The sequence below is a fragment of the Brevibacterium spongiae genome (assembly GCF_026168515.1).
Taxonomy (GTDB): Bacteria; Actinomycetota; Actinomycetes; order Actinomycetales; family Brevibacteriaceae; genus Brevibacterium; species Brevibacterium spongiae.
This window is the reverse complement of sequence record NZ_CP093443.1, coordinates 1,701,945-1,723,449: the sequence shown is the minus strand read 5'-3', so window position 1 is coordinate 1,723,449 and position 21,505 is coordinate 1,701,945. Positions and strand designations below refer to the sequence as shown.

Annotated in this window: 22 protein-coding genes and 1 riboswitch; of the genes, 8 read left to right on the top strand and 14 right to left on the bottom strand. The window is 65.9% G+C overall.

Features of this window, described 5'->3' with window-relative positions; all coding sequences use genetic code 11:
- Positions 1-46: 46 nt before the first annotated feature.
- From L1F31_RS07765 to L1F31_RS07745, 5 genes are all read right to left on the bottom strand, one after another.
- On the bottom strand, positions 47-1,114 hold the full coding sequence (locus L1F31_RS07765; RefSeq protein WP_265420069.1) for an iron chelate uptake ABC transporter family permease subunit: 1,068 nt from the start codon (positions 1,112-1,114) through the stop codon (positions 47-49).
- A 97-nt stretch (positions 1,115-1,211) separates the two neighbouring features.
- Complete coding sequence (locus tag L1F31_RS07760) at positions 1,212-1,697, bottom strand: SufE family protein (protein WP_265420068.1); 486 nt, start codon at positions 1,695-1,697, stop codon at positions 1,212-1,214.
- On the bottom strand, positions 1,697-2,605 hold the full coding sequence (locus L1F31_RS07755) for a sulfurtransferase (RefSeq protein WP_265420067.1): 909 nt from the start codon (positions 2,603-2,605) through the stop codon (positions 1,697-1,699). Before L1F31_RS07755 ends, L1F31_RS07760 begins: the two co-directional genes overlap by 1 nt.
- A 76-nt stretch (positions 2,606-2,681) precedes the next feature.
- The gene (locus L1F31_RS07750) at positions 2,682-3,470 is read right to left on the bottom strand and encodes an alpha/beta fold hydrolase (protein ID WP_265420066.1); all 789 of its coding nucleotides are present in this window, start codon (positions 3,468-3,470) and stop codon (positions 2,682-2,684) included.
- Positions 3,471-3,495: 25 nt separating this feature from the next.
- Positions 3,496-3,990 (bottom strand): SRPBCC family protein, encoded by a 495-nt coding sequence (locus L1F31_RS07745; protein WP_265420065.1) that lies wholly within the window; start codon positions 3,988-3,990, stop codon positions 3,496-3,498.
- A 94-nt stretch (positions 3,991-4,084) separates the two neighbouring features.
- Here L1F31_RS07745 and L1F31_RS07740 point away from each other — a divergent pair, with 94 nt between their 5' ends.
- A complete protein-coding gene (locus L1F31_RS07740; protein ID WP_265420064.1) occupies positions 4,085-4,546 on the top strand; it encodes an NUDIX hydrolase in 462 nt (153 codons plus the stop codon).
- A gap of 3 nt (positions 4,547-4,549) precedes the next feature.
- Here the strand turns inward: L1F31_RS07740 and L1F31_RS07735 are convergent, their stop codons facing one another.
- Together L1F31_RS07735 and L1F31_RS07730 are read right to left on the bottom strand one after the other, a co-directional pair.
- Entirely contained in the window at positions 4,550-5,503 is a 954-nt protein-coding gene (locus tag L1F31_RS07735) for an iron-siderophore ABC transporter substrate-binding protein (RefSeq protein WP_265420063.1), read from the bottom strand.
- 74 nt (positions 5,504-5,577) lie between these two features.
- On the bottom strand, positions 5,578-6,546 hold the full coding sequence (locus L1F31_RS07730) for a helix-turn-helix transcriptional regulator (RefSeq protein WP_265420062.1): 969 nt from the start codon (positions 6,544-6,546) through the stop codon (positions 5,578-5,580).
- Between the two features lie 54 nt (positions 6,547-6,600).
- On the opposite strand from L1F31_RS07730, the gene L1F31_RS07725 reads away from it, so the two are divergent.
- The gene (locus L1F31_RS07725; RefSeq protein WP_265420061.1) at positions 6,601-7,926 is read left to right on the top strand and encodes an FAD-binding oxidoreductase; all 1,326 of its coding nucleotides are present in this window, start codon (positions 6,601-6,603) and stop codon (positions 7,924-7,926) included.
- Here the strand turns inward: L1F31_RS07725 and L1F31_RS07720 are convergent.
- Both L1F31_RS07720 and L1F31_RS07715 read right to left on the bottom strand, forming a co-directional pair.
- The gene (locus tag L1F31_RS07720; RefSeq protein ID WP_265420060.1) at positions 7,904-9,391 is read right to left on the bottom strand and encodes an amino acid permease; all 1,488 of its coding nucleotides are present in this window, start codon (positions 9,389-9,391) and stop codon (positions 7,904-7,906) included. The genes L1F31_RS07725 and L1F31_RS07720 overlap by 23 nt on opposite strands.
- A 106-nt stretch (positions 9,392-9,497) precedes the next feature.
- Positions 9,498-10,790, bottom strand: a complete 1,293-nt coding sequence (locus tag L1F31_RS07715) for an FAD-dependent oxidoreductase (protein WP_265420059.1) — start codon at positions 10,788-10,790, stop codon at positions 9,498-9,500.
- 112 nt (positions 10,791-10,902) lie between these two features.
- Between L1F31_RS07715 and L1F31_RS07710 the strand changes: the two genes are divergently transcribed.
- Positions 10,903-11,529 carry a TetR/AcrR family transcriptional regulator gene (locus tag L1F31_RS07710; protein WP_265420058.1) on the top strand — a complete coding sequence of 209 codons (627 nt, stop codon included), beginning with the start codon at positions 10,903-10,905 and terminating at the stop codon, positions 11,527-11,529.
- Positions 11,530-11,536: 7 nt separating this feature from the next.
- Here the strand turns inward: L1F31_RS07710 and L1F31_RS07705 are convergent, their stop codons facing one another.
- The 3 genes from L1F31_RS07705 to L1F31_RS07695 all read right to left on the bottom strand — a co-directional run bounded on the left by L1F31_RS07705 (position 11,537) and on the right by L1F31_RS07695 (position 14,794).
- Positions 11,537-12,790 carry an alpha-hydroxy acid oxidase gene (locus tag L1F31_RS07705; RefSeq protein ID WP_265420057.1) on the bottom strand — a complete coding sequence of 418 codons (1,254 nt, stop codon included), beginning with the start codon at positions 12,788-12,790 and terminating at the stop codon, positions 11,537-11,539.
- 148 nt (positions 12,791-12,938) lie between these two features.
- Positions 12,939-13,613: a response regulator transcription factor gene (locus L1F31_RS07700; RefSeq protein ID WP_265420056.1), complete on the bottom strand. Its 675-nt coding sequence runs from the start codon at positions 13,611-13,613 to the stop codon at positions 12,939-12,941.
- 2 nt (positions 13,614-13,615) lie between these two features.
- Complete coding sequence (locus L1F31_RS07695) at positions 13,616-14,794, bottom strand: sensor histidine kinase (protein ID WP_265420055.1); 1,179 nt, start codon at positions 14,792-14,794, stop codon at positions 13,616-13,618.
- 152 nt (positions 14,795-14,946) lie between these two features.
- Between L1F31_RS07695 and L1F31_RS07690 the strand changes: the two genes are divergently transcribed.
- Entirely contained in the window at positions 14,947-16,338 is a 1,392-nt protein-coding gene (locus L1F31_RS07690) for a DedA family protein (RefSeq protein WP_265420054.1), read from the top strand.
- Here the strand turns inward: L1F31_RS07690 and L1F31_RS07685 are convergent.
- Positions 16,292-17,245: a ketopantoate reductase family protein gene (locus L1F31_RS07685; RefSeq protein WP_265420053.1), complete on the bottom strand. Its 954-nt coding sequence runs from the start codon at positions 17,243-17,245 to the stop codon at positions 16,292-16,294. The genes L1F31_RS07690 and L1F31_RS07685 overlap by 47 nt on opposite strands.
- Positions 17,242-17,928, bottom strand: coding sequence for a thiamine phosphate synthase (gene thiE, locus L1F31_RS07680; protein WP_429860951.1), 687 nt, complete (start codon positions 17,926-17,928; stop codon positions 17,242-17,244). The genes L1F31_RS07685 and thiE overlap by 4 nt, the downstream gene beginning before the upstream one ends.
- A gap of 12 nt (positions 17,929-17,940) precedes the next feature.
- Positions 17,941-18,044, top strand: a riboswitch (TPP riboswitch).
- Here thiE and thiO point away from each other — a divergent pair.
- From thiO to moeB, 4 genes are all read left to right on the top strand, one after another.
- On the top strand, positions 18,034-19,224 hold the full coding sequence (gene thiO, locus L1F31_RS07675) for a glycine oxidase ThiO (protein ID WP_265420052.1): 1,191 nt from the start codon (positions 18,034-18,036) through the stop codon (positions 19,222-19,224). It overlaps the preceding riboswitch by 11 nt.
- Positions 19,221-19,490: a sulfur carrier protein ThiS gene (gene thiS / locus L1F31_RS07670; RefSeq protein ID WP_265420051.1), complete on the top strand. Its 270-nt coding sequence runs from the start codon at positions 19,221-19,223 to the stop codon at positions 19,488-19,490. Before thiO ends, thiS begins: the two co-directional genes overlap by 4 nt.
- Position 19,491: 1 nt before the next feature.
- Positions 19,492-20,259, top strand: coding sequence for a thiazole synthase (locus L1F31_RS07665; RefSeq protein WP_265420050.1), 768 nt, complete (start codon positions 19,492-19,494; stop codon positions 20,257-20,259).
- Entirely contained in the window at positions 20,256-21,500 is a 1,245-nt protein-coding gene (gene moeB, locus L1F31_RS07660) for a molybdopterin-synthase adenylyltransferase MoeB (RefSeq protein WP_265420049.1), read from the top strand. The genes L1F31_RS07665 and moeB overlap by 4 nt, the downstream gene beginning before the upstream one ends.
- Positions 21,501-21,505: the final 5 nt, after the last annotated feature.

Sequence of the window (21,505 nt, the reverse complement as noted above, 5' to 3'; positions counted from 1 at the left end):
GGATGAGGCGTGAGTGTGCGGTCGTGCACCGCCGAGTCAGTGCTTCTCACAGTCCGCTCGCCTTCTTCCGGCGCACCAGCGCAATGAGGACGGGAGCGCCGACGAACGCGGTCACGACACCGACCTGGAGTTCACCCGGCTTCATCACGACTCGGCCGATGACGTCGGAGGCCAACAGCAGAATCGGTGAGAGCACCAGGGAATAGCCGAGGATCCAGCGCTGATCGGGACCGACGATCCACCGAGCGATGTGCGGGATCATCAGCCCGATGAACCCGATCGGCCCAGCGGCCGCAGTAGCGGCACCGGCAAGCAGGGTGACGGCGAGGATGGACAGGACGCGGGTGCGATTGACCGAGGTGCCCAAGCTCGCGGCGAGGTCATCGCCGAGGGCGACAGCGTTGAGCGAATGGGACACCCCCAGTGCCAGGACCACGCCGATGATCAGAAACGGCAGGATCGCGGTGACGGTGTCGAAATCGCGTCCGGCGATGGCGCCGACATCCCAGGAGCGGAACGAGTCGAAGGCACGTTCGTTGGTCAGCAGGATGCCCTTGGTCAGTCCGGTGAGCACGGCGGCCACGGCGACACCGGCCAGGGTGAGTCGGATCGGGTCGACGGAGCGGCTGCGCCCCGAGGAGCCGATGATGTAGACGCCGACTGTGGCGATGAGCGCTCCGGCGAACGCGAACCAGATGTAGCCGGTGATCGAGTGGATGCCGAAGAAGGCGACTCCGATGGTGATCGCCAGCGATGCTCCGGCATTGACGCCGAGGATGCCCGGATCGGCAAGCGGATTGCGGGTCAGAGCTTGGATGAGTCCGCCGGCGAGTCCGAGCCCCATGCCGACCAGGACGCCGAGCACCGTGCGCGGCAGACGGAGTTCGAGGACGACGAGCTGGTCATCGCTGCCGGAGGGATTGAAGAATGCCCCGATGACTTCGGAGACCGGCATGTCGCGGGCACCGATGGCCAGCGAGGCCGTCACCACTGCAATGAGCGCGATGACCGCCGCCGCCAGCCCGACCACTCGCTTGAGCCACAGACTCCGACCGATCGCCTGCGGGTTCTCGGTGTGCGGTTCCGCCGAGGCGGTGGTGGCAGAACCGGTCATCGAGGTGGTCCTTCGCGGTGGGGTGATGGTCAGTGGACTAAGGGCAGGCTAACCACACTGTAACCCACTGTCCCACCTCAGCCAAGCGAAGTCGGTCTCACGCGACTGTGATCTTGCCGATCCTCTCGGACACCTGACGCTGGATCCGTGAGAGCATGCCGCTCATTCCGCGCAGACGCAGCGGACTGACGATATCGGACAGCGACAGCCGCAGGGGCAGGTCCGCGGGGACCGAGAGGATCGCCGCGGCGGTGGAGCCGTCGAGACCTTCGTGGAGGATTCCCGCGAATCCGCGGGTCGTCGGCGCTTCCGGCGGTGCGGAGAAGTGCAGTCTCACTTCGGCCTGCTCCCCCGCCTCGGGGGATTCGATCTCGGTGACGAGGAAGATCGGCGACTGGCACTCGGGCACGGGCTCGAGCAGCTCGGGATGATCGGTGTACTTCTCCGGCAGGTCCGGAAGATCCGTGGCGAGTTCGAGCAGCAGCTGCAGACGGTCATCTGCCGGCGTCTCAGCGAAGTCGGTGACGATCTCGGCCAGGCCCTCGGGCAGGTCCGCCGTCTCAGGTGTGGGGGTCTCTGCCATCAGCGTCCGGGCACCTCCCCCGGCTCGGCTCCGGTGACGATCGGCACGCCCACGACATTGCCCCATTCGGTCCAGGACCCGTCGTAGTTGCGGACGTTGTCGTAGCCGAGCAGGTGCTTGAGCACGAACCAGGTGTGGCTGGAGCGTTCGCCGATGCGGCAGTAGGCGATGACCTCTTCGCTTTCACCCAGTCCGGCCTGCTCAGTGTAGAGCTCGCGCAGTTCGGCGGCAGACTTGAAGGTTCCGTCCTCATTGGCAGCCTTGCCCCAGGGCATCGACTGCGCGCCGGGGATGTGGCCGCCGCGCAGTGCACCCTCTTCCGGGTAGGCGGGCATGTGCGTGCGCTCACCGGAGTACTCTTCGGGGCTGCGCACGTCGATGAGCGGCAGGTCGCCGAGGCTGTCGCGGACCTCGGGGAGGAACGCGCGAATGGTCGAATCGTCACGGTCGACGACCGGGTATTCGGTGGGTTCGGGCTGCGGCTTCTCCGTGGTCATCTCACGGCCTTCGGCCTGCCACTTGGCGCGTCCGCCGTCCATGAGGCGGACGTCTTCGTGGCCGAAGAGGGTGAAGACCCACAGAGCGTAGGCGGCCCACCAGTTGGATTTGTCGCCGTAGACGACGATCGTGTCTTCACGGGAGATTCCCTTGCGGGACATGAGCGCAGCGAAGCCTTCCCCGTCGACATAGTCGCGGGTGACGGAATCGTTGAGCTCGGTGTGCCAATCGACCTTGACCGCACCTGGGATGTGACCGGTCTCGTAGAGCAGCACATCCTCGTCGCTTTCGACGATGACGAGTCCGGGGTCACCAGCATGTTCAGCCACCCAATCGGTGCTCACCAGTCGGGCTCCGTCCGCATATTCGGCGAACTTCGGTGCGGGATCGGCCGGGATCGAAGTGCTCACGCATTCCTCCTGAAATATAGTCACGGTGACGTGCTCGCTGGGGGGCAACGTCGTACTCGACCAGCATATTCCCCTCTCAGGGTCTGCCGAGAAATGCCTTCAGCGACGAGACGAAAGCCTCCGGCTTCTCCGAATGCACCCAGTGCCCGGAGCCTTTGACGGTGAGCAGCGTGGCGCGCGGGAACAGCGCCCGCATCTGCGGAAGGTCGTCGCGGCTGACGTAGTCGGATTCCGCCCCGGCCACCCACAGAACCGGGCCGTCGAATTCGGAATCGCCCATATCGGGAAAATCTCCGATGATGTCAAGACTCGAGTGCAGCAGGGTGAGGTTGGGCTGCCAGGCGAAGCCCGCCGAGGTGGGGCGCAGGTTCTGCAGCAGGAAGCCCCTGATCGCCGCTTCCGGGATGGGTTCGCGCAATGCGGCGTCGGCGTCCTTGCGTGAGTCCAGCTGGTCGAGGTCGAGCACGGCGAGGCTGGAGAGCAGGTGGTCGAAGACCCCTGTCGATCCCCCGGCGTTGGGTCCGATGTCGACGATGACGAGTCGGCTGATCAGCTGGGGGTGGCGCAGGGCCAGCACCATGGCGACCTTCCCACCCAGGGAATGTCCGACCAGATGCACAGGTTTCCGGTCGGTCTCGGTCACCTCGGAGATGTGCTCGGCCACGGCATCGGCGATGGCGATGTAGTCGAAGGTCTCCGTCCAGTCGGAGTCCCCGTGGTTGGGCAGATCGACGAGCAGGCTCGAATATTCGGGTTCGAGCGCCTTCGCGATCTGGGTGAAGTTCTTGCCCCGGCCGAAGAGTCCGTGGAGGAAGACGATGCGCGGACCGGAGTCACCGACGAGTCTGCTGTTGATGGTAGTCACCCCTCCAGACTATCGGGTGCCGGTTTCACTCGGCCCGGGTCACAGCACGCTCGAGGCTTGCCAGGGATTCTTCGAGGAACTCAGCGGGGAAGGGAGGGAAGCCGCCGAAGGCCTGCCGGGTCTCCTCGCTCGTGGCGGACCAGTCGTAGGTCAGGGTCACCTCGGTGCCGGTCTCTCCCTCATCGAGGTCGTAGCGCCATCGCCAGCCGCCGGGGGTCAATGTTCCGGTGTCGTCGGTCTGGCCGGGGTCCCACGCGATAGCACGCAGCGGTTCGTATGCGGTGACGGTGTTGTCGATGCGGTAGGCACCGCCCGCGGCGTCGAGGAACATATTCATCGAGAACACCTGTCCGACTCCGGTCAGCGGAGCGTCGTCGATGGCATCGCGGACCCAATCTCCGGGTTCGGTCTCGCGGTGTCGCTGCGGATCGGTCAGAAGGGTGAAGATCGCCTCCGCCGGAGCCGGTATGTGGCGGCGGCGGACGAGTCTGGTCTCGGCCTGTGCTGTCTGCTCGGTCATGGCATCAGACTATTCACCCGTACGCCGAGGCGGCAAGGGGACGGCAGCAACCACCGTCGTCGTCACGACGATCGGGCGCGGGTAGGGTGAGGTCATGCACTTCTCCGAATATGACACTCGCCTTGCCGGTTACGCGGTCATCGTCAACGATGACGACGAAATCCTCCTCAGCTGGTTCAACGGCGGGCGGGACCGCGCCCACGCTATCTGGACGCTGCCCGGCGGCGGGATCGAATTCTTCGAGACGATCGAAGAGGGAACGATCCGCGAGATCAAAGAGGAGACCGGCTACGATGCGCAGCTCCTTCGCCCGTTGACGACGCATTCGTTCACGGACTCGCGGCGCAATCCCGCTTTCGGGGAATCGACCGACCGGCCGTTCAAAGGGGTCCGTGTCGTCTACGAAGCTCGGATCACGGGCGGGACCCTGGGCACTCTCGAGGTCGACGGGACGACGGATCGTGCCGAATGGCTGGCGATCGACTCGCTCGCCGATACTCACCATGCCCGCATCATCGACGTCGGTCTGGATGCGCTGCGCGGCAGCCGCCGCTGAGCGTCACTTCAGCCGGTCGGCGATGAGCCCGGGCATCTTGTCAGCTGCATAGGAAGCTGAAAGCACCGAGTTGAGCGAGAAGGCCTGGCGCACATCATTGAGGTCTTCTGTCAGCACCAGGTCACGACCGTCTTCGACCGCGGGGATGCGCTTGAAGGCGGGGTCGTTCGTGACCTCTGAGTCTCCGATGTAGATGGGGAAGACAACGAGCAGGTCGGCATCGAGCTGGTCGAGCTTCTCTTCGGAGATGCTGACGCTGAAGCCTTCGGGTTTGAGGGCCTCGATCTTCTCTGACTGCTCGAATCCGAGCTTCTTCATGAACTCCACTCGCTCGGAGCCGCCGACATAGGCTCCCCAGCCTTCCGAGGTCTTCGATCCCACGGTCACGGACTTTCCGTCGAACTCCGGATGGTCCTTGCGCACGGACGCGAACTTCTCGTCGAGGTCGCTGAGCAGCTTCTCGCCCTCGTCTTCTCTGCCCAGAGCCTGGGCGACGAGGTCGACCTGCTGGTCCATCGTCGTCAGGTAGTTGTCGCCGCCTTCCGGCGAGCCGACGGTCGGTGCGATCTCGGAGAGACGGTCGTAGCGCTTCTTCTCACCGGAGCTCTTGGTGTCGAGGATGAGGTCGGGTTCGAGTGCGGCAATCGCCTCGTAGTCGGGTTCCATGGTGGCGATGATCTCGGGGGCTTCATCGTAGAGGTCTTCGGCCCAGGGGCCGACGCCCTTGCCTCCGAATTCGACCCAATCGGAGGCGCCGACCGGCTGCACTCCCAGGGCCAGGGCCGTTTCGGCGTCTCCCCATCCCAGCGCGACAACGCGCTGCGGATCGGCGGGGACTTCGACGGAACCGAACTTCGTCTCGACGCTGGGCCCGGAGGCCTCCTCGGCGGCGCCTCCCCCACCGCAGCCGGCGAGAACGAGAACAGAGGCGAACAGTGGGGCGAGAATACGACGCATGGAATCCTTCTTGAGTAGTTAGGCGAGCCTAGCTTAACCTACGATTCCGGGCTTGGCGACTTCGCCCCACGCCGCTATTCAGGAAGCCGTCGCCTCATCGTCCTCAACCGCTTGAGTACGGCCTCATCACCCTCGACATCGAGGACACCCTCGACGTCGAGTGAGAGCAGCCTGCCGAGCGTCTGGGCGACCAGGTCGAGCGAGTCCGCGCTGACGTGTACGTCACAGCCGCCGTCGGCTCGATCAATCACCTCTCCCACGATGGTTCCGTAGTACAGTCTCCCCAGCTCAACAGCGCTGATCCCGAAGGAGACTGTGGCATTGAATCTGTAGCGGGCCGCAGCAAATGAGCGCTGCAGGAAATCCACCGCGTCGATGGCAGCAGGCTCGAAGCGATGATGTCCCACCTTGACCCTGTTGATCCGGTCGACCCGAAACGAGCGCCAGTCATTTCGATCGCAGTCGAAGGCTACGAGGTACCAGCGGCCCGAAAGTGTCGCGAGCCTGTGAGGCTGAACCTGACGCATGCTTAGGCCGCCGTCCCGCCTCTCATGCATGAATGACACCTGGCGATGTTCCGTTGCGGCATCGGCGAGTTCGATGAGTGTATCGGCGTCGGGTATGGATTGTTCAATCGGTCCTTGCCACACATCGATCGAGTCGGCGAGGCGACGATAGGTGCCGCGCAGCCGGGCAGGGAGCAGTCGTTCGATCTTGATCCGCGCACTGTCGATCCCCGCTTCAGCCGCACCTCCCCCGTACGAGGCAAGGGCGATGGCGACAGCGACAGCTTCTTCGTCGGCGAGTTGAAGAGGCGGCAGTTTCGTTCCTCCCCCGAGTGAATAGCCCCCCTCGGGTCCTGTGCGACTGCGGACGGGATAGTCGAGAGCACGCAGGCGGTCGATGTCGCGTCGCAGAGTTCGTCGACCGACACCGAGGCGGTCGCTGAGTTCCTCGGCCGACCATCGTCCGCGGGTCTGGAGGAGGGTGAGGAGCCGGAGCAGTCGCCCCGGCATCTCACTGCTCTTCGCCCTGTCGCTCACGGGCCCACTCTATTGCGGTCACGTTCTGGCCACAACCAGATCTACGGTGGAGGCATGAACTCGCTTACAGGATTTCAACTCGCCCATCCGCACACCCCTGCCCGGGCCGTTCGCGCCGAGTCGGTCGCCGATGTCATCGCGGCCGTCACCAACGAGAAACTGTCACCATCACCACTCATCGCCGTTCAGGCCACCGGCCATGGACGGACCCGCGGCATGAGTGACGGCACTCTCATTGACACCTCCGGACTCGACGATGTCACGGTCGACTCCGTTTCGCGTACGGTCACAGTGGGAGCGGGTACGCGATTCTCCGCTGTCATCGCAGCCGCGGCACAACACGGGCTCGCTCCCCTATCGGGCAGCTTCCCCGCGGTAGGAGTCGTCGGCTACTGCCTGTCAGGCGGTTTCGGGCTGTTGTCGCGGGCCTACGGTTTCGGTGCCGACTCCGTCACCGAGGTCGAGCTGGTCACCCCTGATGCTCGACGGCTCACGGCGAGTCCGACCGAGAACCCCGAACTGTTCTGGGGAGTGCGCGGGGCCGGATCCAATTTCGGAATCGTCACGTCTCTGACTATGCGGCTCTTCCCGGTCACCGAGCTGATCGCCGGTTCACTCTCAATCGATCTCCTCGCCAACCCCGGGGCCCTGCAGGTGTGGCGAGACTGGGCCGAGACTCAGAGTCCGGACATGATGACGGCAGCCACATTGATGGCGGCACCGACCGATGCAGAAGATCTGCCCCCGTTCCTCCGCGGTGCCCACCGGATGCAGATCCAGGTCTCTTGGTCGGGCGAGCCACAGCGCGGACTCGCCGTGATCGATGATCTGAAGAGCTCACTGCACTGGGCGGGAATCGACTTCGAGCCCACGGTCGACCGTCTGCCGTTCTCTCGGTCCGGCGAAATCTTCGCCGAACCCGCCGACCCCCATGGCTACACCAGCGAGGCTTTTCTGCTCTCCGACCTCGACGACGCATCGCTCGAGCGGATGCGCATCGCCGGTGCTCCGAGCCAGGTTCCCACGTTCACGGTCACTGGAATCCGCATCCTCGGTGGCAAGTTGGCGCAGCCGGCGTCCTCGCCCAACGCGATCGGACACCGGAATGCACGGTGGTTGCTGTCGGTTCTCTCACCTCTGGAGCCATCCGAACAGACCGGCCAGACATCATCACAGCTACGCCATCTCAAACACATCTCCGGGGCTCTGGATAAGCCCGACGGGTCCACGATCTTAGGCAGAGCATTGAACTTCACATTCCGTGAACTCGATTCGGCTGAAGTCGCCTCTGCGTTCGAACCGGAGGACTACGGTCGGCTATGTCGACTTCGAGACATCTACGATCCCGACCGAGTGCTCATGCCTCAGTTTCCGCTGTGATCTCGAGTCCGTCGACGTCCATCTCCGACAATCCGACCATGCGTGAGCGTCGGCCGGTGACGATGCGATGGATGAGCCACAGCAGCAGGAATGCGGGAAGCCCGGCATAGGCGCTGGCGACTTGGACCAGCTGCCCGTTGACGATGGCCTGCACGTTCTGGCCGATGATGACGATGATGAGCATGATGAGTGCGATGACCGGACCGATCGGAAACAGCGGCGCACGGTACGGCAGATCATCGATGCTGTTGCCCTGGCGCACATAGGCACGACGGAACCTGAAGTGGCACCAGGCGATGCCGACCCAGACGATGAAGCCGGACAGGCCCGAGACGTTCATCAGCCACGTATACGCTCCGCCGTCACCCATGATCTCCGTGAGGAAGCCGAACAGACCGATGACGGCGGTGGCCAACAGAGCCGTGACGGGGACGCCGCGCGCATTGAGCCGGGCGAACAGCCTCGGCGCGGTGCCCTCTTCAGCCATGGCGTAGAGCATGCGGGTCGAGGCGTAGAGTCCGGAGTTGCCGGCGGAGAGGATGGCGGTGAGGATGACGGCGTTCATCACTCCTGCGGCGATGGCGATCCCGGCCCGTTCGAAGACGAGGGTGAATGGTGAGGCCGTGATGTCCTCATTGTTCGCCGAGGCCAGCAGCGACGGGTCGGTATAGGGCAGGAGGAAGCCGATGATGACGATGGCGCCGATGTAGAAGAGCATGATCCGCCAGAACACTGTGCGGATGGCCCGGGGCATGTCCCTGCGCGGGTTCTCCGACTCACCGGCGGTGACGCCGACGAGTTCGGTGCCTTGGAAGGAGAAGCCGGCGATCATGAACACGCTGATGACCGACATCCAGCCGCCGACGAACGGGGCATCGCCGGTGGTCCAGTTGTCCACCCCCGGTGAGGTGCCGCCGATGATGCCGACGATCATGAGCACGCCGAGGACGAGGAATGCGATGACGGCAGTGACCTTGATCGCAGCGAACCAGAATTCGCCTTCGCCGAAGGCCTTGGCGGAGAGGAAGTTGAGTCCGGCCAAGAGAAGGAGGAAGCTCGCCGCCCAGATCCATGAGGGCACATCGGGGAACCAGAAGGACATGATGACACCGGCGGCCACGAGTTCCGCGGCGAGCGTGATGGCCCAGTTGAACCAATAATTCCACCCCATGGCGAACCCGAAAGACGGACTGACGTATTTCGTGCCGTAGGTGTGGAACGAACCGGCCACGGGAAGATGCGTCGACATCTCCCCCAGCGACTGCATGACGAAGAGGACCATGACGCCGATGGCCGCATAGGCCAGGAGTGCACCGCCGGGTCCGGCCTGGGAGATCGTGCCTCCGGAGCCGAGGAAGAGTCCGGTGCCGATGGCTCCGCCGATGGCGATCATCTGCAGATGCCGTGATTTCAGTCCTCTGTGCAGGTGGCGCTCTTCGCTCACCGAGGCGGCTGGTGTTCTCATGGTCGTCCTCGCTCGTGGATCCTCAGGTCCACGCACGAGGACCCTGGCCATTCCTACCACATGCGCAGGTGGTGCAGGCAGCGACCCCACGAGAGTGCAAGCAGGGTCACATCCGGCCGACCGGAGCCTTCAGCAGCTTGACGATCGGTCCCAGTGCGATCTTGAGACTCACGAACCGAAACACCTGGTCGCGGACGGCTGCGACGATCCGCGACCGGTCGAACATCATCCTGGCCAGCGAACGGGAATTGTCATGGGCGGCTTCGACGCGCGGGCGCTGCCGTGATTCGAACCGCTTCAGCACGGCATCCGGGTCGAAGGACGCCGCAGCACTGACGGTGCTGCTCGAGTCTGTGTGCCCATCGGCGAACGTCCGGAGTTCGGCCGCGAGCACTCCTGCCGCTTCCATCGCCATGCCGGCACCGATTCCTGCGGTCGGCAGGAATCCGGCCGCAGCATCTCCGAGCAGCACTGTCCGACCGTGGACCCAGCGCTGTGTTCGTGAGTCGCGCAGAGGCCAGAAGAACGGGTCCCCTGCCGCCGCGATCGCATCGAGACAGGCGTCGATCCGCGGTGTGGTCTCCCTCAGCCTGCCGCGGACCTCATCGGCGAAACGGCGGGGCCCGAGCGGCTGTCGGGAGTCGGGACAGCCGAGGAAGACTCCGATGCCGTCCTTGACCGGGTACATGCCGAGGAAGAACCCATCTCCCCAGACCTCATCGACGGCGTCGACGTCGGCATCCGCGTCGGCCCAGCAGACCCATCCGCCCCACGCCGTGTCCACGGCATCCGCGCAGGCAGGGTTCGCCTCTTCGGGCCCTCCCGAGACGAGGCCCCGCGTCCGGGAATTCATTCCGTCAGCGATGACGACGACATCGAAATCGTCTCCGGGCGACCGTTCTTCACGCGGATGGTCCTCCGCCCAAGTCACGCTCACCGACTCGCCGTCGTCGGACAGCCGTCCCACAGCTGTGTCGAAGGCGATCGGGCAATCGCTGCCGGTGAGTACGGTGAGCAGTGCAGCTCGGGAGATTCCGCGATAGTCGCCGTATTCGGCCAACAGAGCGCCGAGATGGTCCTGTCGGAGGACTCTGCCGGTGTGCGCATGTGCGATGTAGCGGTCGATGCCGACGCTGGCCTCGAGGTAGCTCTCCCTGCACCCGAGCTCGTCGATGACAGGGTCGACCATGGGCATGAGGGCGAGCATGTATCCGGCCCTGTTGTCACCGATCATCCGCTCGGCGTCGGCGGAGCGGTCGATGAGAACAGGGTGCAGACCGTGAGCCCGGAGCAGCTGAGCCACGGTGATGCCGGCGATCCCGGCTCCGACGATGAGGATGCGCGGCTCGTCCGAAGTCACTGCTTTCAGCTGTTCGTCGACGGTGGCTGCAGTGATCATTCTCGACTCCATTCGATGCATCGACTCGATTGTGGACCAGGTGGTCCAATCACGGTAGCACCTCGTGGACCGGGCGGTCCAGAGGTGGGTGGAATATTGCTACACTGACCTCGTGTCCGAGACTGCGCTGGCGCGCATGCGCCCCGAGAGGAGAGCCGCACTCGTTCGGGCTGCCGCGCAGGAATTCGCCACACGGACGTTCGACGAAGCCTCGCTCAATCGCATCATCTCCGCTTGCGGGATGAGCAAGAGCTCCTTCTATCACGTCGTCGATTCGAAAGACGACCTCTTCTCCCTCGTCGTCGCCGAGCTGGCTGCTGCAGCGCGGAGTCATTGGACTCCGCCTGCGCCCGACAGCTTCGCGGACGAGTTCTGGGGGCGTGCGCGCTCGGTTTGGGCCGACGTCACACAGAGTTGGCCCGACAGTCGCGAACTCACCCTGCTGTGGCATATCGTCTATGCGAATCCCGACAACTCCGCTGTGCGAGAGCTCGCCGAAAACGTCGAAGAATGGGTGAGCGCGGTGCTCGCCGTCGGGCGTGAGACCGGAGCGGTCGACGATGAGTGTCCGCTCGAGCTTCAGTCCGTGACGGTGTTCTCGCTCCTGCGCACCTTCGATGAGTGGGCTCTGAAGCTGACCGACGATGATCGTGCAATGGCATCCTCCGCTCAGGTCATCGACCCGGCCGAGGCCGGCGCCCATCAGTTCCGTCTGCTCACACGGCTGCTGCGAGCCTGACCGGATCTCAGACTGCGTCGACTGGGATCTCGCTGCCTGAGGCCGGTGGTCGCGGCAGGTTGCGGGCGAGATCGGGGCCGAGGTCCGCGATGCTGCGCGCACCCATGAGACCCATGGCAGTGAGGATCTCCTGTCGGATGAGGTCGATCGCCCGTTCGACTCCCCGCTGGCCGCCGGCCATGAGTCCGTAGAGATAGGCGCGGCCGATGAGCACGAAATCGGCTCCGGCGCACAGTGCGGCGACGACGTCGGTGCCCGACATGATTCCGGAGTCGAAGATGACTTCCATGTCCGTGCCCACCTCGGCGCGGACCTCGGCCAGGGAGGTCAGCGAGTCCGGAGCCCGATCGAGCTGCCTGCCTCCGTGATTGGAGACGACGAGTCCGTCTGCTCCCGCTGACTGAGCTCGCCTGGCGTCGTCGGCGGTGAGAATGCCCTTGACGAAGAGCGTGCCCGGCCACTGCTCACGAATCCACCGCAGGTCGTCGAGGTCGAGTGTGGGGTCGAACATCGTCTGCGTCAACTCGGCCAATGACTGGGAGGTGTTCGACAGGGAGGCGTATTTCGGCGGTTCTGTGGTGAGGAAGTTGAACCACCAGCCGGGCCGGTACGACGCGTCGAGGATCGTCCCCAGATTCAGTCGGGGAGGAATCGACAGTCCATTGCGGTGGTCGCGCAGCCGCTGACCGGTGATCGGGGTGTCGACGGTCACCAGCAGAGTCTCGTAACCGCTGGCGTGGGCACGTCTGAGCAGTTCGAGGCTGCGCTGACGGTCCTTCCACAGATAGAGCTGGAACCACCGCGTCGAATCCGGTGCCGCCTGGGCGACTTCTTCGACGGATGTTGTGCCCATCGTCGACAGGGAGAACGGGATGCCGGCCTTCGTCGCCGCTCGCACACCGGCGACCTCTCCGGCGGAGTGCATCATCCGCGTGTAGCCGGTCGGGGCGATGCCGAAGGGCAGGCGGGTCTTCGCACCGGCGATGGTCGTCGACGTGTCGGGAGCGTCGACACCGTGGAGGATGCGCGGCAGCAGCTCGACCTGGCCGAGGGCCTCACGGTTCTTCCGCAGGGTCCTCTCGTCCAGTGCCGCCCCGTCGACGTAGTCGAAGGGGGCTCGCGGCGTGACCCGTTTGGCGATGCGGCGCAGGTCCCAGATATCGGCCGCGGATTCGAGCCTCGCCGCGACTCGGTCGAACCGGGGCGGTTCGAACTGCAGCAGCGGTGCGAGTTCTCTGATGTCGGGGAAACGACGCTTCATCTCTCTCCTTGCGCATTGTCCCGAGATAGTTCTCGGACCGGACAACGCCAGTCTATGGACGCGGCCGCGCCTCCCGTTCGAGAGCCCATCATGCAAACATCGTGCGAGAGCCCGTCATGCAGACGATCAGGACCGGTCGAGGAACGATTCAGGATCGGTCGAGGTAGGCGAGCACCGCTGCGACTCGGCGGCTCGTCGTCTCCCCCGCGTGCAGGCCGAGTTTGTCGAAGATCGCACTGATCGCCTTCTCCACGGAGCTGATGGAGACGAAGAGTCGTTCGGCGATGCCCCGGTTCGACAGTCCCTCGGCCATGGCTTCGAGCACCTCGGCTTCCCGCGGTGTCAGTGACGAGAGGGTGTTCTGCTTTTCCGAGGTGCTCAGCAGCTGTCGGACGACCTCAGGATCGATGACGGTTCCGCCTGCGGCGATCCGGTTGACGGAGTCGAGGAACCGGTCGATATCGGTCACTCGGTTCTTCAGCAGGTAGCCGACGCCCACGGATTCGGTGCTCAGCAGCTCCGTCGCGTATTCCCGGAGCACGTACTGGCTGAGCACGAGCACTCCGATGTCAGGGAAGCGCCGTTTGATCGCCAGAGCGGCTTCGAGGCCCTCCGTCGTGTGGGTCGGCGGCATCCGCACATCGACGATCGCAAGATCAGGGTGGAGCTCTGCGACAGTGCGCAGCAGTTCGTGTCCGTCGCCGACGGAGGCGACGACGCTGATCCCCTCGTCCTCGAGCAGACTGCGGACTCCTTCACGCAGCAGCACAGCATCATCGGCCAGAACGACGCGCATTCCGGTCTCATCAGGTGTTTCGGTCATGGTCACCTCTCGACGGTCTCGGTTTCAGGGGCGATCCCGTGCGGGATCCGAGCACTCACTGTGGTGCCTGCACCGGCGGGTGAGTCGATGCTCAGCGCTCCGTCGAGGGCTCCGACACGTCGTGCGAGTCCTTGCAGTCCGCCCCCGTTCGGGTCGGCTCCGCCGCACCCGTCATCGACGACTGTGACGGTCAGCATCGCCTCGTCGTCGATGATGGCGACGGTGACGGATTCCGCCTCGGCGTGTTTGACGACGTTGGTCACCGCCTCGCGGATGAGGAAATAGGTCGCGGATTCGATGGCAAGGGGAAATCTGCGGTCCGGCACCTCGGTCACGGTCAACGGCACGGGACTGCGGTCTGCGATCCTCACGAGCACGGGACCGAGCCCATGGTCGTCCAACGCTGTCGGGTAGACCCGCCACGCCACTTCCCGCATTTCGTCGATGAGGTCCTGGGACTGGACGAGCGCATCGTCGAGCAGCCTGCGAGCCTTGACCGGATCCGTGGCGCGCTGGGCTCGGGCGAGGAGCACGGACAGGGACACGACGTTCTGCTGCACTCCGTCGTGCAGATCCCGTTCGATGCGGCGTCGTTCCTCGTCGATGGCCAGGACGACTCCGCGCCTGGTCGTCAGCAGCTCACCGATCCGGGTGTTGAGAGCGTGAGGACGGGTCACCTCGGCGAATGTCGCGTCGATGCGGCCGTGCGCCCAGTTCGCCGCCTCGGCGATCACGACGGCACCGATGAGGTTGGCCGCGCCGTAGAGGACGCCGACGAAGAGGGTGGGCTGGGAGATCGTCCACATATCGAAGCCGATGTCGATGGCTCCGCCGATGAAGAGTCCCTGGATCAGGGAGCCGATGGTGACGACGATGAACCCGCCGAGGAGGTTGAGAGTCGGTGCGATGGCGATCCCGGCGACGAGTCCGCTGCAGAGAAGAAACCGGCGCTGGTGCGGAGGGGTCGAGAGGACGAGGCCGAAGCCGCGGGAGTGCCGGGACAGTTCCCAATTCCGCACCCGCTCGGCCCACGGTGAGGCAGGTGAGAGCACGGATGTCACGAGGAGCGGCAGGAAGAGCAGACCGCCCCAGAGGACGGCGAGGAGGGAGCGGCCCCACCGGGCGGCGAACATCCGGGTCTCGGGTGGGATCCGGGTGGTCAGCGAACTCGGCCAGGGCATGGATCGATCGTAGCAACGCGCACCGCCGGTCCACAGGGGTTCGCCCGCAGTCTCTGGTTCCGGTTTTCCGCATCACGCCTGCCGGCCGACCGCTCACATCATGCGCTCGACCGCGTTCTCGCACCTCGACCGGGTCTCTAACGTGGATGAGCATGGACCTCGCACTCGAGCTGCTCACCGCCGTACTCACCTCCCCGTGGGTCTACCTGCTCATCGCCGTGGCCGCGAGCCTCGATTCTCTGGTGCCCGTCGTGCCTTCGGAGACGCTGCTCATCAGCGCCGCCGCCTTCTCCGCTTCCGGGATCCCCCATCCGGCCGGCCTCGTGCTCGCGGCCGTGCTCGGGGCGCTTGCCGGTGATCTGGCCGCTCACGGGGTCGGTCGATTCGCCCGGTCGCGACTGGCACGGTCACGAACGCGACGGTCACGGACACGGCCGTCACGTCAGCGCGCCTCGCGGCTGGGACGGTCACAGACCAGCCCTTCGCGACTGCGAACCTCGTGGCTGCGACAGGTCGCCTGCCGGCTGCGGCAGCGCACCTCGGGAGTCGTCGATTCCGCCTGTTCCGCCTTCGCTCGGCGAGGCGCGTCCGCCCTCGTCGCCGGTCGCTTCATTCCCGGGGGTCGCACGCTGACGACGATCGGTTCGGGGATGCTCAGGTTTCCCGTGCGTCGGTTCCTTCTCTGGGACGCGATCGGCAGCCTGGCCTGGGCACTCTATTCGACGGGGATCGGGCTGATCGGCGGCGCTGTGTTCGACGACCGGCCGCTGCTCGGAGTGGCCGTCGGCATCGGCATCGCACTGTTCATCACCGGGGCGGCCGAATTCGTCCGACGCCTCCGCCGCACGGCCTGGGTCTCCGGGGCGCGAATCGGCAAGGCCCCGACCGGCAAGTTCCCGACGGACAAGTTCCGCGACGCCGGGCCCCGCGTCGACACGTCGCGGGGCCGAAGTGGCATCATGGAGACGATGTCGAATACGCACGTATGGTATGTCAGCTACGGATCGAACATGGCTCGCGACCGGCTCGCCTGCTATCTGCAGGGTGGTCGACCGCCCGGCGCGCATGTCACCTATCCGGGAGCGCGGGATGGCACTCCGCCCCGCGCAGAAGCCGGAATCGAACTGCCCGGCGCGATCTACTTCGCCGGAGCCTCGAAGGTGTGGGGCGGAGGAATGGCGTTCTACGACCATCACATTCCCGGCCCCACTCCGGCCAAGGCCTACCTCATCACCGCCGCACAGTTCGCCGATGTCGCAGCCCAGGAGATGCATCGGCGGCCGGCCGCCGATTCACCGCTGGAGCGCCTCGTCTTCGACCTGCCCGCGGGATCCTCGCATTCGGTGGGGCCCGGCGGGTACGAAACGCTTCTCGTCCTCGACGTCGCTGACGGCGTTCCGGTGGTCACGTTCACCGCCCCGCACGGTTCGGCCGACATCGAACACACCCAGCCGAGCGCACCCTATCTGGCGATGCTGCGCACGGGCGCGGCGGAAGTCAGCGCTGCTTCTGGGCAGCTCCTGCACGCAGCTGCACGAGTGTGAGGTCGAGCAGCGGAGTCTGCACTCCCAGCCCGGCGGCCTTCGTCGACAGATCGCCGAGGATGTGCTCGGCTTCGCTGGGCAGCCCGGCGGTGACATCCCGGTAGAGGGACGAGGTGAACGCCGAACCGTCCTCGGTGAGCATCTTCACCGACATGGCATGCGACTTCTCGGACACCGGATGGCCTGCCGCTGCCGCCACGGCTTCGACTTCGGCGATGATCTGCAGCACGTGATCGTGACCACCGGCGGTCATGATCGCCCCCACCGGGGCACGGAACAGGCAGGTGACGACCCCGGCGGCGGCGATGAACGCCCATTTCTCCCACAGCCCGCCGGTGATGTCGTCGATGACCTGCAGTCCGAAACCGGGGACGTCGAGTGCGGCGGCGATCGGCGCGGGAACCTCTCGGCCGTCGAGGTCGCCGATCGTCATCACCGACAGTCCGGTGAGCTGATGGACCGCATCGCCTTTGATGGTGCCGACGATCTTGACGAATCCGCCGAGCACCTGTCCCGGATAGCTCTCCTGCAGCAGGTCGATCTGGGCCATGCCGTTGAGGAATGGGATGATCGTCGTCTTCGGTCCGATGGCGGGGCGGATATCGCCGAGCACCGAATCCAAGCCGTTCGCTTTGACCGCGACGATGACGAGGTCGAATGTGCGTGGGTTCGCCTCCAGTTCGGGCGCGGTGATCACGTCGACGGTGTTCGTCCGGTCGGCATCGGGAGACACGAAGCGCAGCCCGTCGGTGCGGACCCGCTGCGCTTTGGCCTCACGGAGTAAGAAGGTGACGTCCCGACCGGCTTCGAGCAGGTAGGTGCCGAAGGCTCCGCCGGTGGCGCCGGCCCCGGCGATGAGGATCGTGAGTCCGTTTCCCTCAGCTGTTGGGTGCGTGGTCTCTGTCATCCGAGTTCCTCCTTCAACGCCCGTGCGGCTGCGCCGGGATCCTCGGCCGAGGCTATCGCACGGACGACGACGGCGCGGGAGGCGCCCGCGTCTCGGACCTCATCGAGTCTGGCACCGGCGGCGATCCCACCGATGGCGAACCAGGGTTTGTTCGCCGCCGAGGCGGCCACCTCGGTGAGCAGCTGTGTGCCCACGGCGGGACGGCCGGGTTTCGTCGGCGTCTCCCACACGGGACCGACGCAGAAATAGTCGATCTCCGGGTCCGCCTCGGCGGCGAGCGCCTGGTCCAGGGAATGGGTGGAGCGGCCGAGGATGACCTCGGGGCCGAGCACGGCCCTGGCCTGGGCGCTGGTGAGATCTCCCTGCCCGACGTGGAAGACGTCGGCGCCGGTGAGCAGTGCGATATCGGCACGGTCATTGACGGAGAACAGTTTCCCGTGCTCGGCGGCGACGTCGCGAAGCACTTCGAGGACGGCGATCTCGGCTCTGGCTTCCAACGATTTGTCGCGCAGTTGGATGATGTCGACTCCCCCGGAGTAGGCGGCGTGGAGGAACTCGGGAAGATCGCCCTGGGCGCTCCTGGCGTCGGTGCACAGGTAGAGGTCGGCTGCGGCCAATCGGTCGTGCCGCTGGGCACGGAGCGTGCCGGGCACCTCGGTGTGCGGTGGCATATCTGTGGTCATGGTCATAGAGTAGAGGAAGTTCGCGGGAGCCTCACAACGAGGCTGAGAGGGCGTAGGAGCCGACCGTCAGACCTGATGCGGATCATGCCGCCGGAGGGAGAATCCATGCACGTCATCGTCGTCGGGGCCGGAATCATCGGCCTCTCGACCGCGTGGCATCTGCGCCGCCTCAGTGCCGAAGTCACCATCATCGATCCCACCCCGGGCCAGGGGGCGACCCACGCTGCGGCAGGGATGATCGCTCCGGCTGCCGAAGTGGTGTGGGGGCAGACTCCCCTGTACCCGCTGATGCAGACCTCGGCCCGGCTGTACCCGGATTTCGCTGCAGAGGTGGCGAGCGCAACCGGTGCCGATCTCGGCCTCACCGACACAGGCACACTCGTCTGTGCCGGGGACCGTGCCGATCTGCAGGCGCTGCGGGAGCTGCGAGAGAACCAGGACGAGGCCGGCTTCACGACCGAACTGCTCACCGGCTCGCGCGCCAGGAGTCTGGAACCGGCCCTGTCACCGTCGGTGGCCGGGGCCGTCCGCATTCCCGGGGATCATTCCATCGACCCCCGGCGGATCACCTCGGCGCTGCTGACTTCCTTCGCCTCCGGTCTGCTGAGACGACGGGTGACAGGACTCGTCCGGGACGGCGGTGCCACTGTGGGTGTCGAGGTCGAGGACGGCAGTCATCTGTCGGCCGATCAGGTCATCATCGCCGCCGGCACCGAGGCGAACGGCATCACCGGCGTACCTGTCCTGCCATTGCGGCACGTGTGGGGTGATGTCCTGCGACTCCGTGCCCCGGCGGAACTGGACCCCCTCCTCACCTCGACCATCCGTGGATTGGTCAACGGTCGGCCCGTCTATCTCGTTCCCCGTCCCGACGGTGAGATCGTACTCGGGGCCAGTTCCCGTGAGGACGGCCGGTCCGGCATCTCCGCCGGGGCGATGCACCGGCTCCTCCAGGACGGTCAGCGGCTGGTCCCTGGCGTCCTCGACTGTGAGGTCACCGATGTCACCACTCGCGCCCGCCCCGGCTCCCCCGATGATCTTCCGCTCATCGGCCGAGTCGATGACGGCTGCATCGTGAGCACCGGGTACTTCCGCCACGGAATTCTTCTCGCCCCTCTCGGGGGACGCCTCAGCGCCGAGCTCGCGTTGGGTCTTCGCTCGGACTGGCTGCCCGACGGTGCCCTCGACTCCGTGGACCTCCAGCGATTCTCTGCCGACGCCACGATGCCTGCCTCCACCTATGACCCTGCTGATGATCCGCTGCCCACCACCGACTCCCAGAGGAGCCTGTTATGACTCGCACAACATCCGCACCAGCTCAGTCACCGGCCATCGTGCTCAACGGCGAGTCCCGCGCCCTGCCCGCCGCCACCTCGGCGCTCGAGCTCGTCGCCGAGGTCACCGGGCGTCAGCTCCGTGAGGACGGAACCCCGGCCGACGGAGGGCGGCTGGGTGTCGCCCTGGCCGTCGACGGTGAGGTGATCCGCCGCGGCGCCTGGTCCGATTTCACCCTCGCCGACGGGCACACCGTCGACATCGTCACCGCAGTGCAGGGAGGCTGAGATGACCTGGACGATCGATGATGTGGAACTGTCCTCCCGACTCGTGATGGGCACCGGTGGGGCGAGCTCATTGAGCATCCTCGATGCGGCTCTGCAGGCATCGGGCACGGAGCTGACGACCGTAGCGATGCGCCGCTTCGATGCCGAGTCCCGCGATTCTGTGTTCATGCTGCTCGACCGTCTGGGCATCCGCATTCTGCCGAACACCGCCGGATGCTATACCGCTCGGGATGCCGTGCTCACTGCACGGCTGGCCAGGGAGGCGCTCGAGACGAACTGGGTGAAGCTCGAAGTCATCGCCGATGAGGACACCTTGCTGCCGGACCCGATCGAACTCTTCGCCGCAGCCGAGGAACTCGTCCTCGACGGGTTCACCGTCTTCGCGTACACGAACGACGACCCCGCTCTGGCGAAGCGACTCGAAGACGCCGGCGTGGCAGCAGTGATGCCCGCCGGGGCACCCATCGGCAGCGGACTGGGCATCCTCAATCCGCACAACATCGAAACCATCGTCGCCCGAGCACAGGTGCCGATCATCCTCGACGCCGGTGTCGGCACCGCCTCCGATGCGGCGCTGGCGATGGAACTCGGATGCACCGCGGTGCTGTTGGCCTCGGCGGTCACCCGCGCCCATGATGCGCAGGCCATGGCTCGGGCGATGGCGCTGGCCGTCGAAGCCGGACACCTGGCGGCCGGTGCCGGCCGCATTCCGAAACGGCCCCTGGCGCTGGCGTCGTCGACCTTCGACGGAATGGTCAGCACGTCATGACCACGGTCAACGCCACCCCAACACCGGACACCGGACTGGCCCCACTCGTCGCCCCCGGTCCACCGCTGGCACAGGAGGAGATCGCACGCTACGCCCGCCACCTCAGCCTGCCGGGATTCGGACTCGAGGGGCAGCGGCGGCTGCGGGCCGCCTCGGTGCTCGTCATCGGGGCCGGGGGTCTCGGGTCCCCTGTGCTCAACTATCTGGCGGCCGCCGGGGTCGGGTCTCTGACGATCATCGACGATGACGCGGTCGAGACGTCGAACCTGCAGCGCCAGATCATCCACCGCACTGCTGATGTGGGCCGGTCGAAGGTCGAATCGGCTGCTGCCGCGCTGCACCGCCTCGATCCGCACCTCGAGGTCCGGACCATCAACGGGCGGCTGAGCCCCGACAATGCCCTCGAACTGTTCGCTGACCATGATGTGGTGCTCGACGGGGCCGACAACTTCGCCACCCGGTACCTGTCCAATGATGCCGCCGAACTCACCGGCACCCCGCTCGTGTGGGGCACGATCTTCCGGTTCGCCGGCCAGGTGAGCACCTTCGTCCCCGGTCACGGACCGATGCTGCGCGACCTGTTCCCCGATATCCCCGAACCCGATTCTGTGCCCAACTGCGCCGAGGGCGGAGTGCTCGGCGTGCTGTGCGGGACCGTCGGTTCGGCCATGGCCACCGAGGCGATCAAACTCATCTGCGGCATCGGCACCCCGTTCATCGGCAGGCTGCTGCGCTACGACGCTTTGGCCGGTGAGTATTCGACCCTGCGCTTCTCCCCCGATCCCGACCGGCCGGCCGTCACCGACCTCACCGAGGTGGCCGCCGCCTGCGCCGTCGCCTCTTCTGCTGCCGTCGGCGGTTCCGGGGACCGTGGGCCCGCAGATGGGGTGGATGAGATCGATCCGGCCGGGCTGGTGAGGCTCGGGGATGCTGCGGTGGTTCTCGACGTCCGTGAGGAGTGGGAACGTGCCCTGGCGATGATTCCGGGCTCTGTGCATCTGCCCTTGGATCGGATCCGCGCACACGGTTGGGAGGCCGTCGCCGAGGCGGTGGATCATGCTGAGGGCGGGCAGGATCGGACCGAGGTCGTCCTCCACTGCAAGTCCGGTGCCCGGTCGGCGGAGGCGGTGTCTCTGCTCACCGAGGCGGCCCCGCCCGGGGTGCGGCTGCGGTCGCTGGCCGGCGGCATCGACGCGTGGCCCGGGCAGGTCCGAGAGTTCAGCGGTGCTGCTGTGCGCTGAGCCGT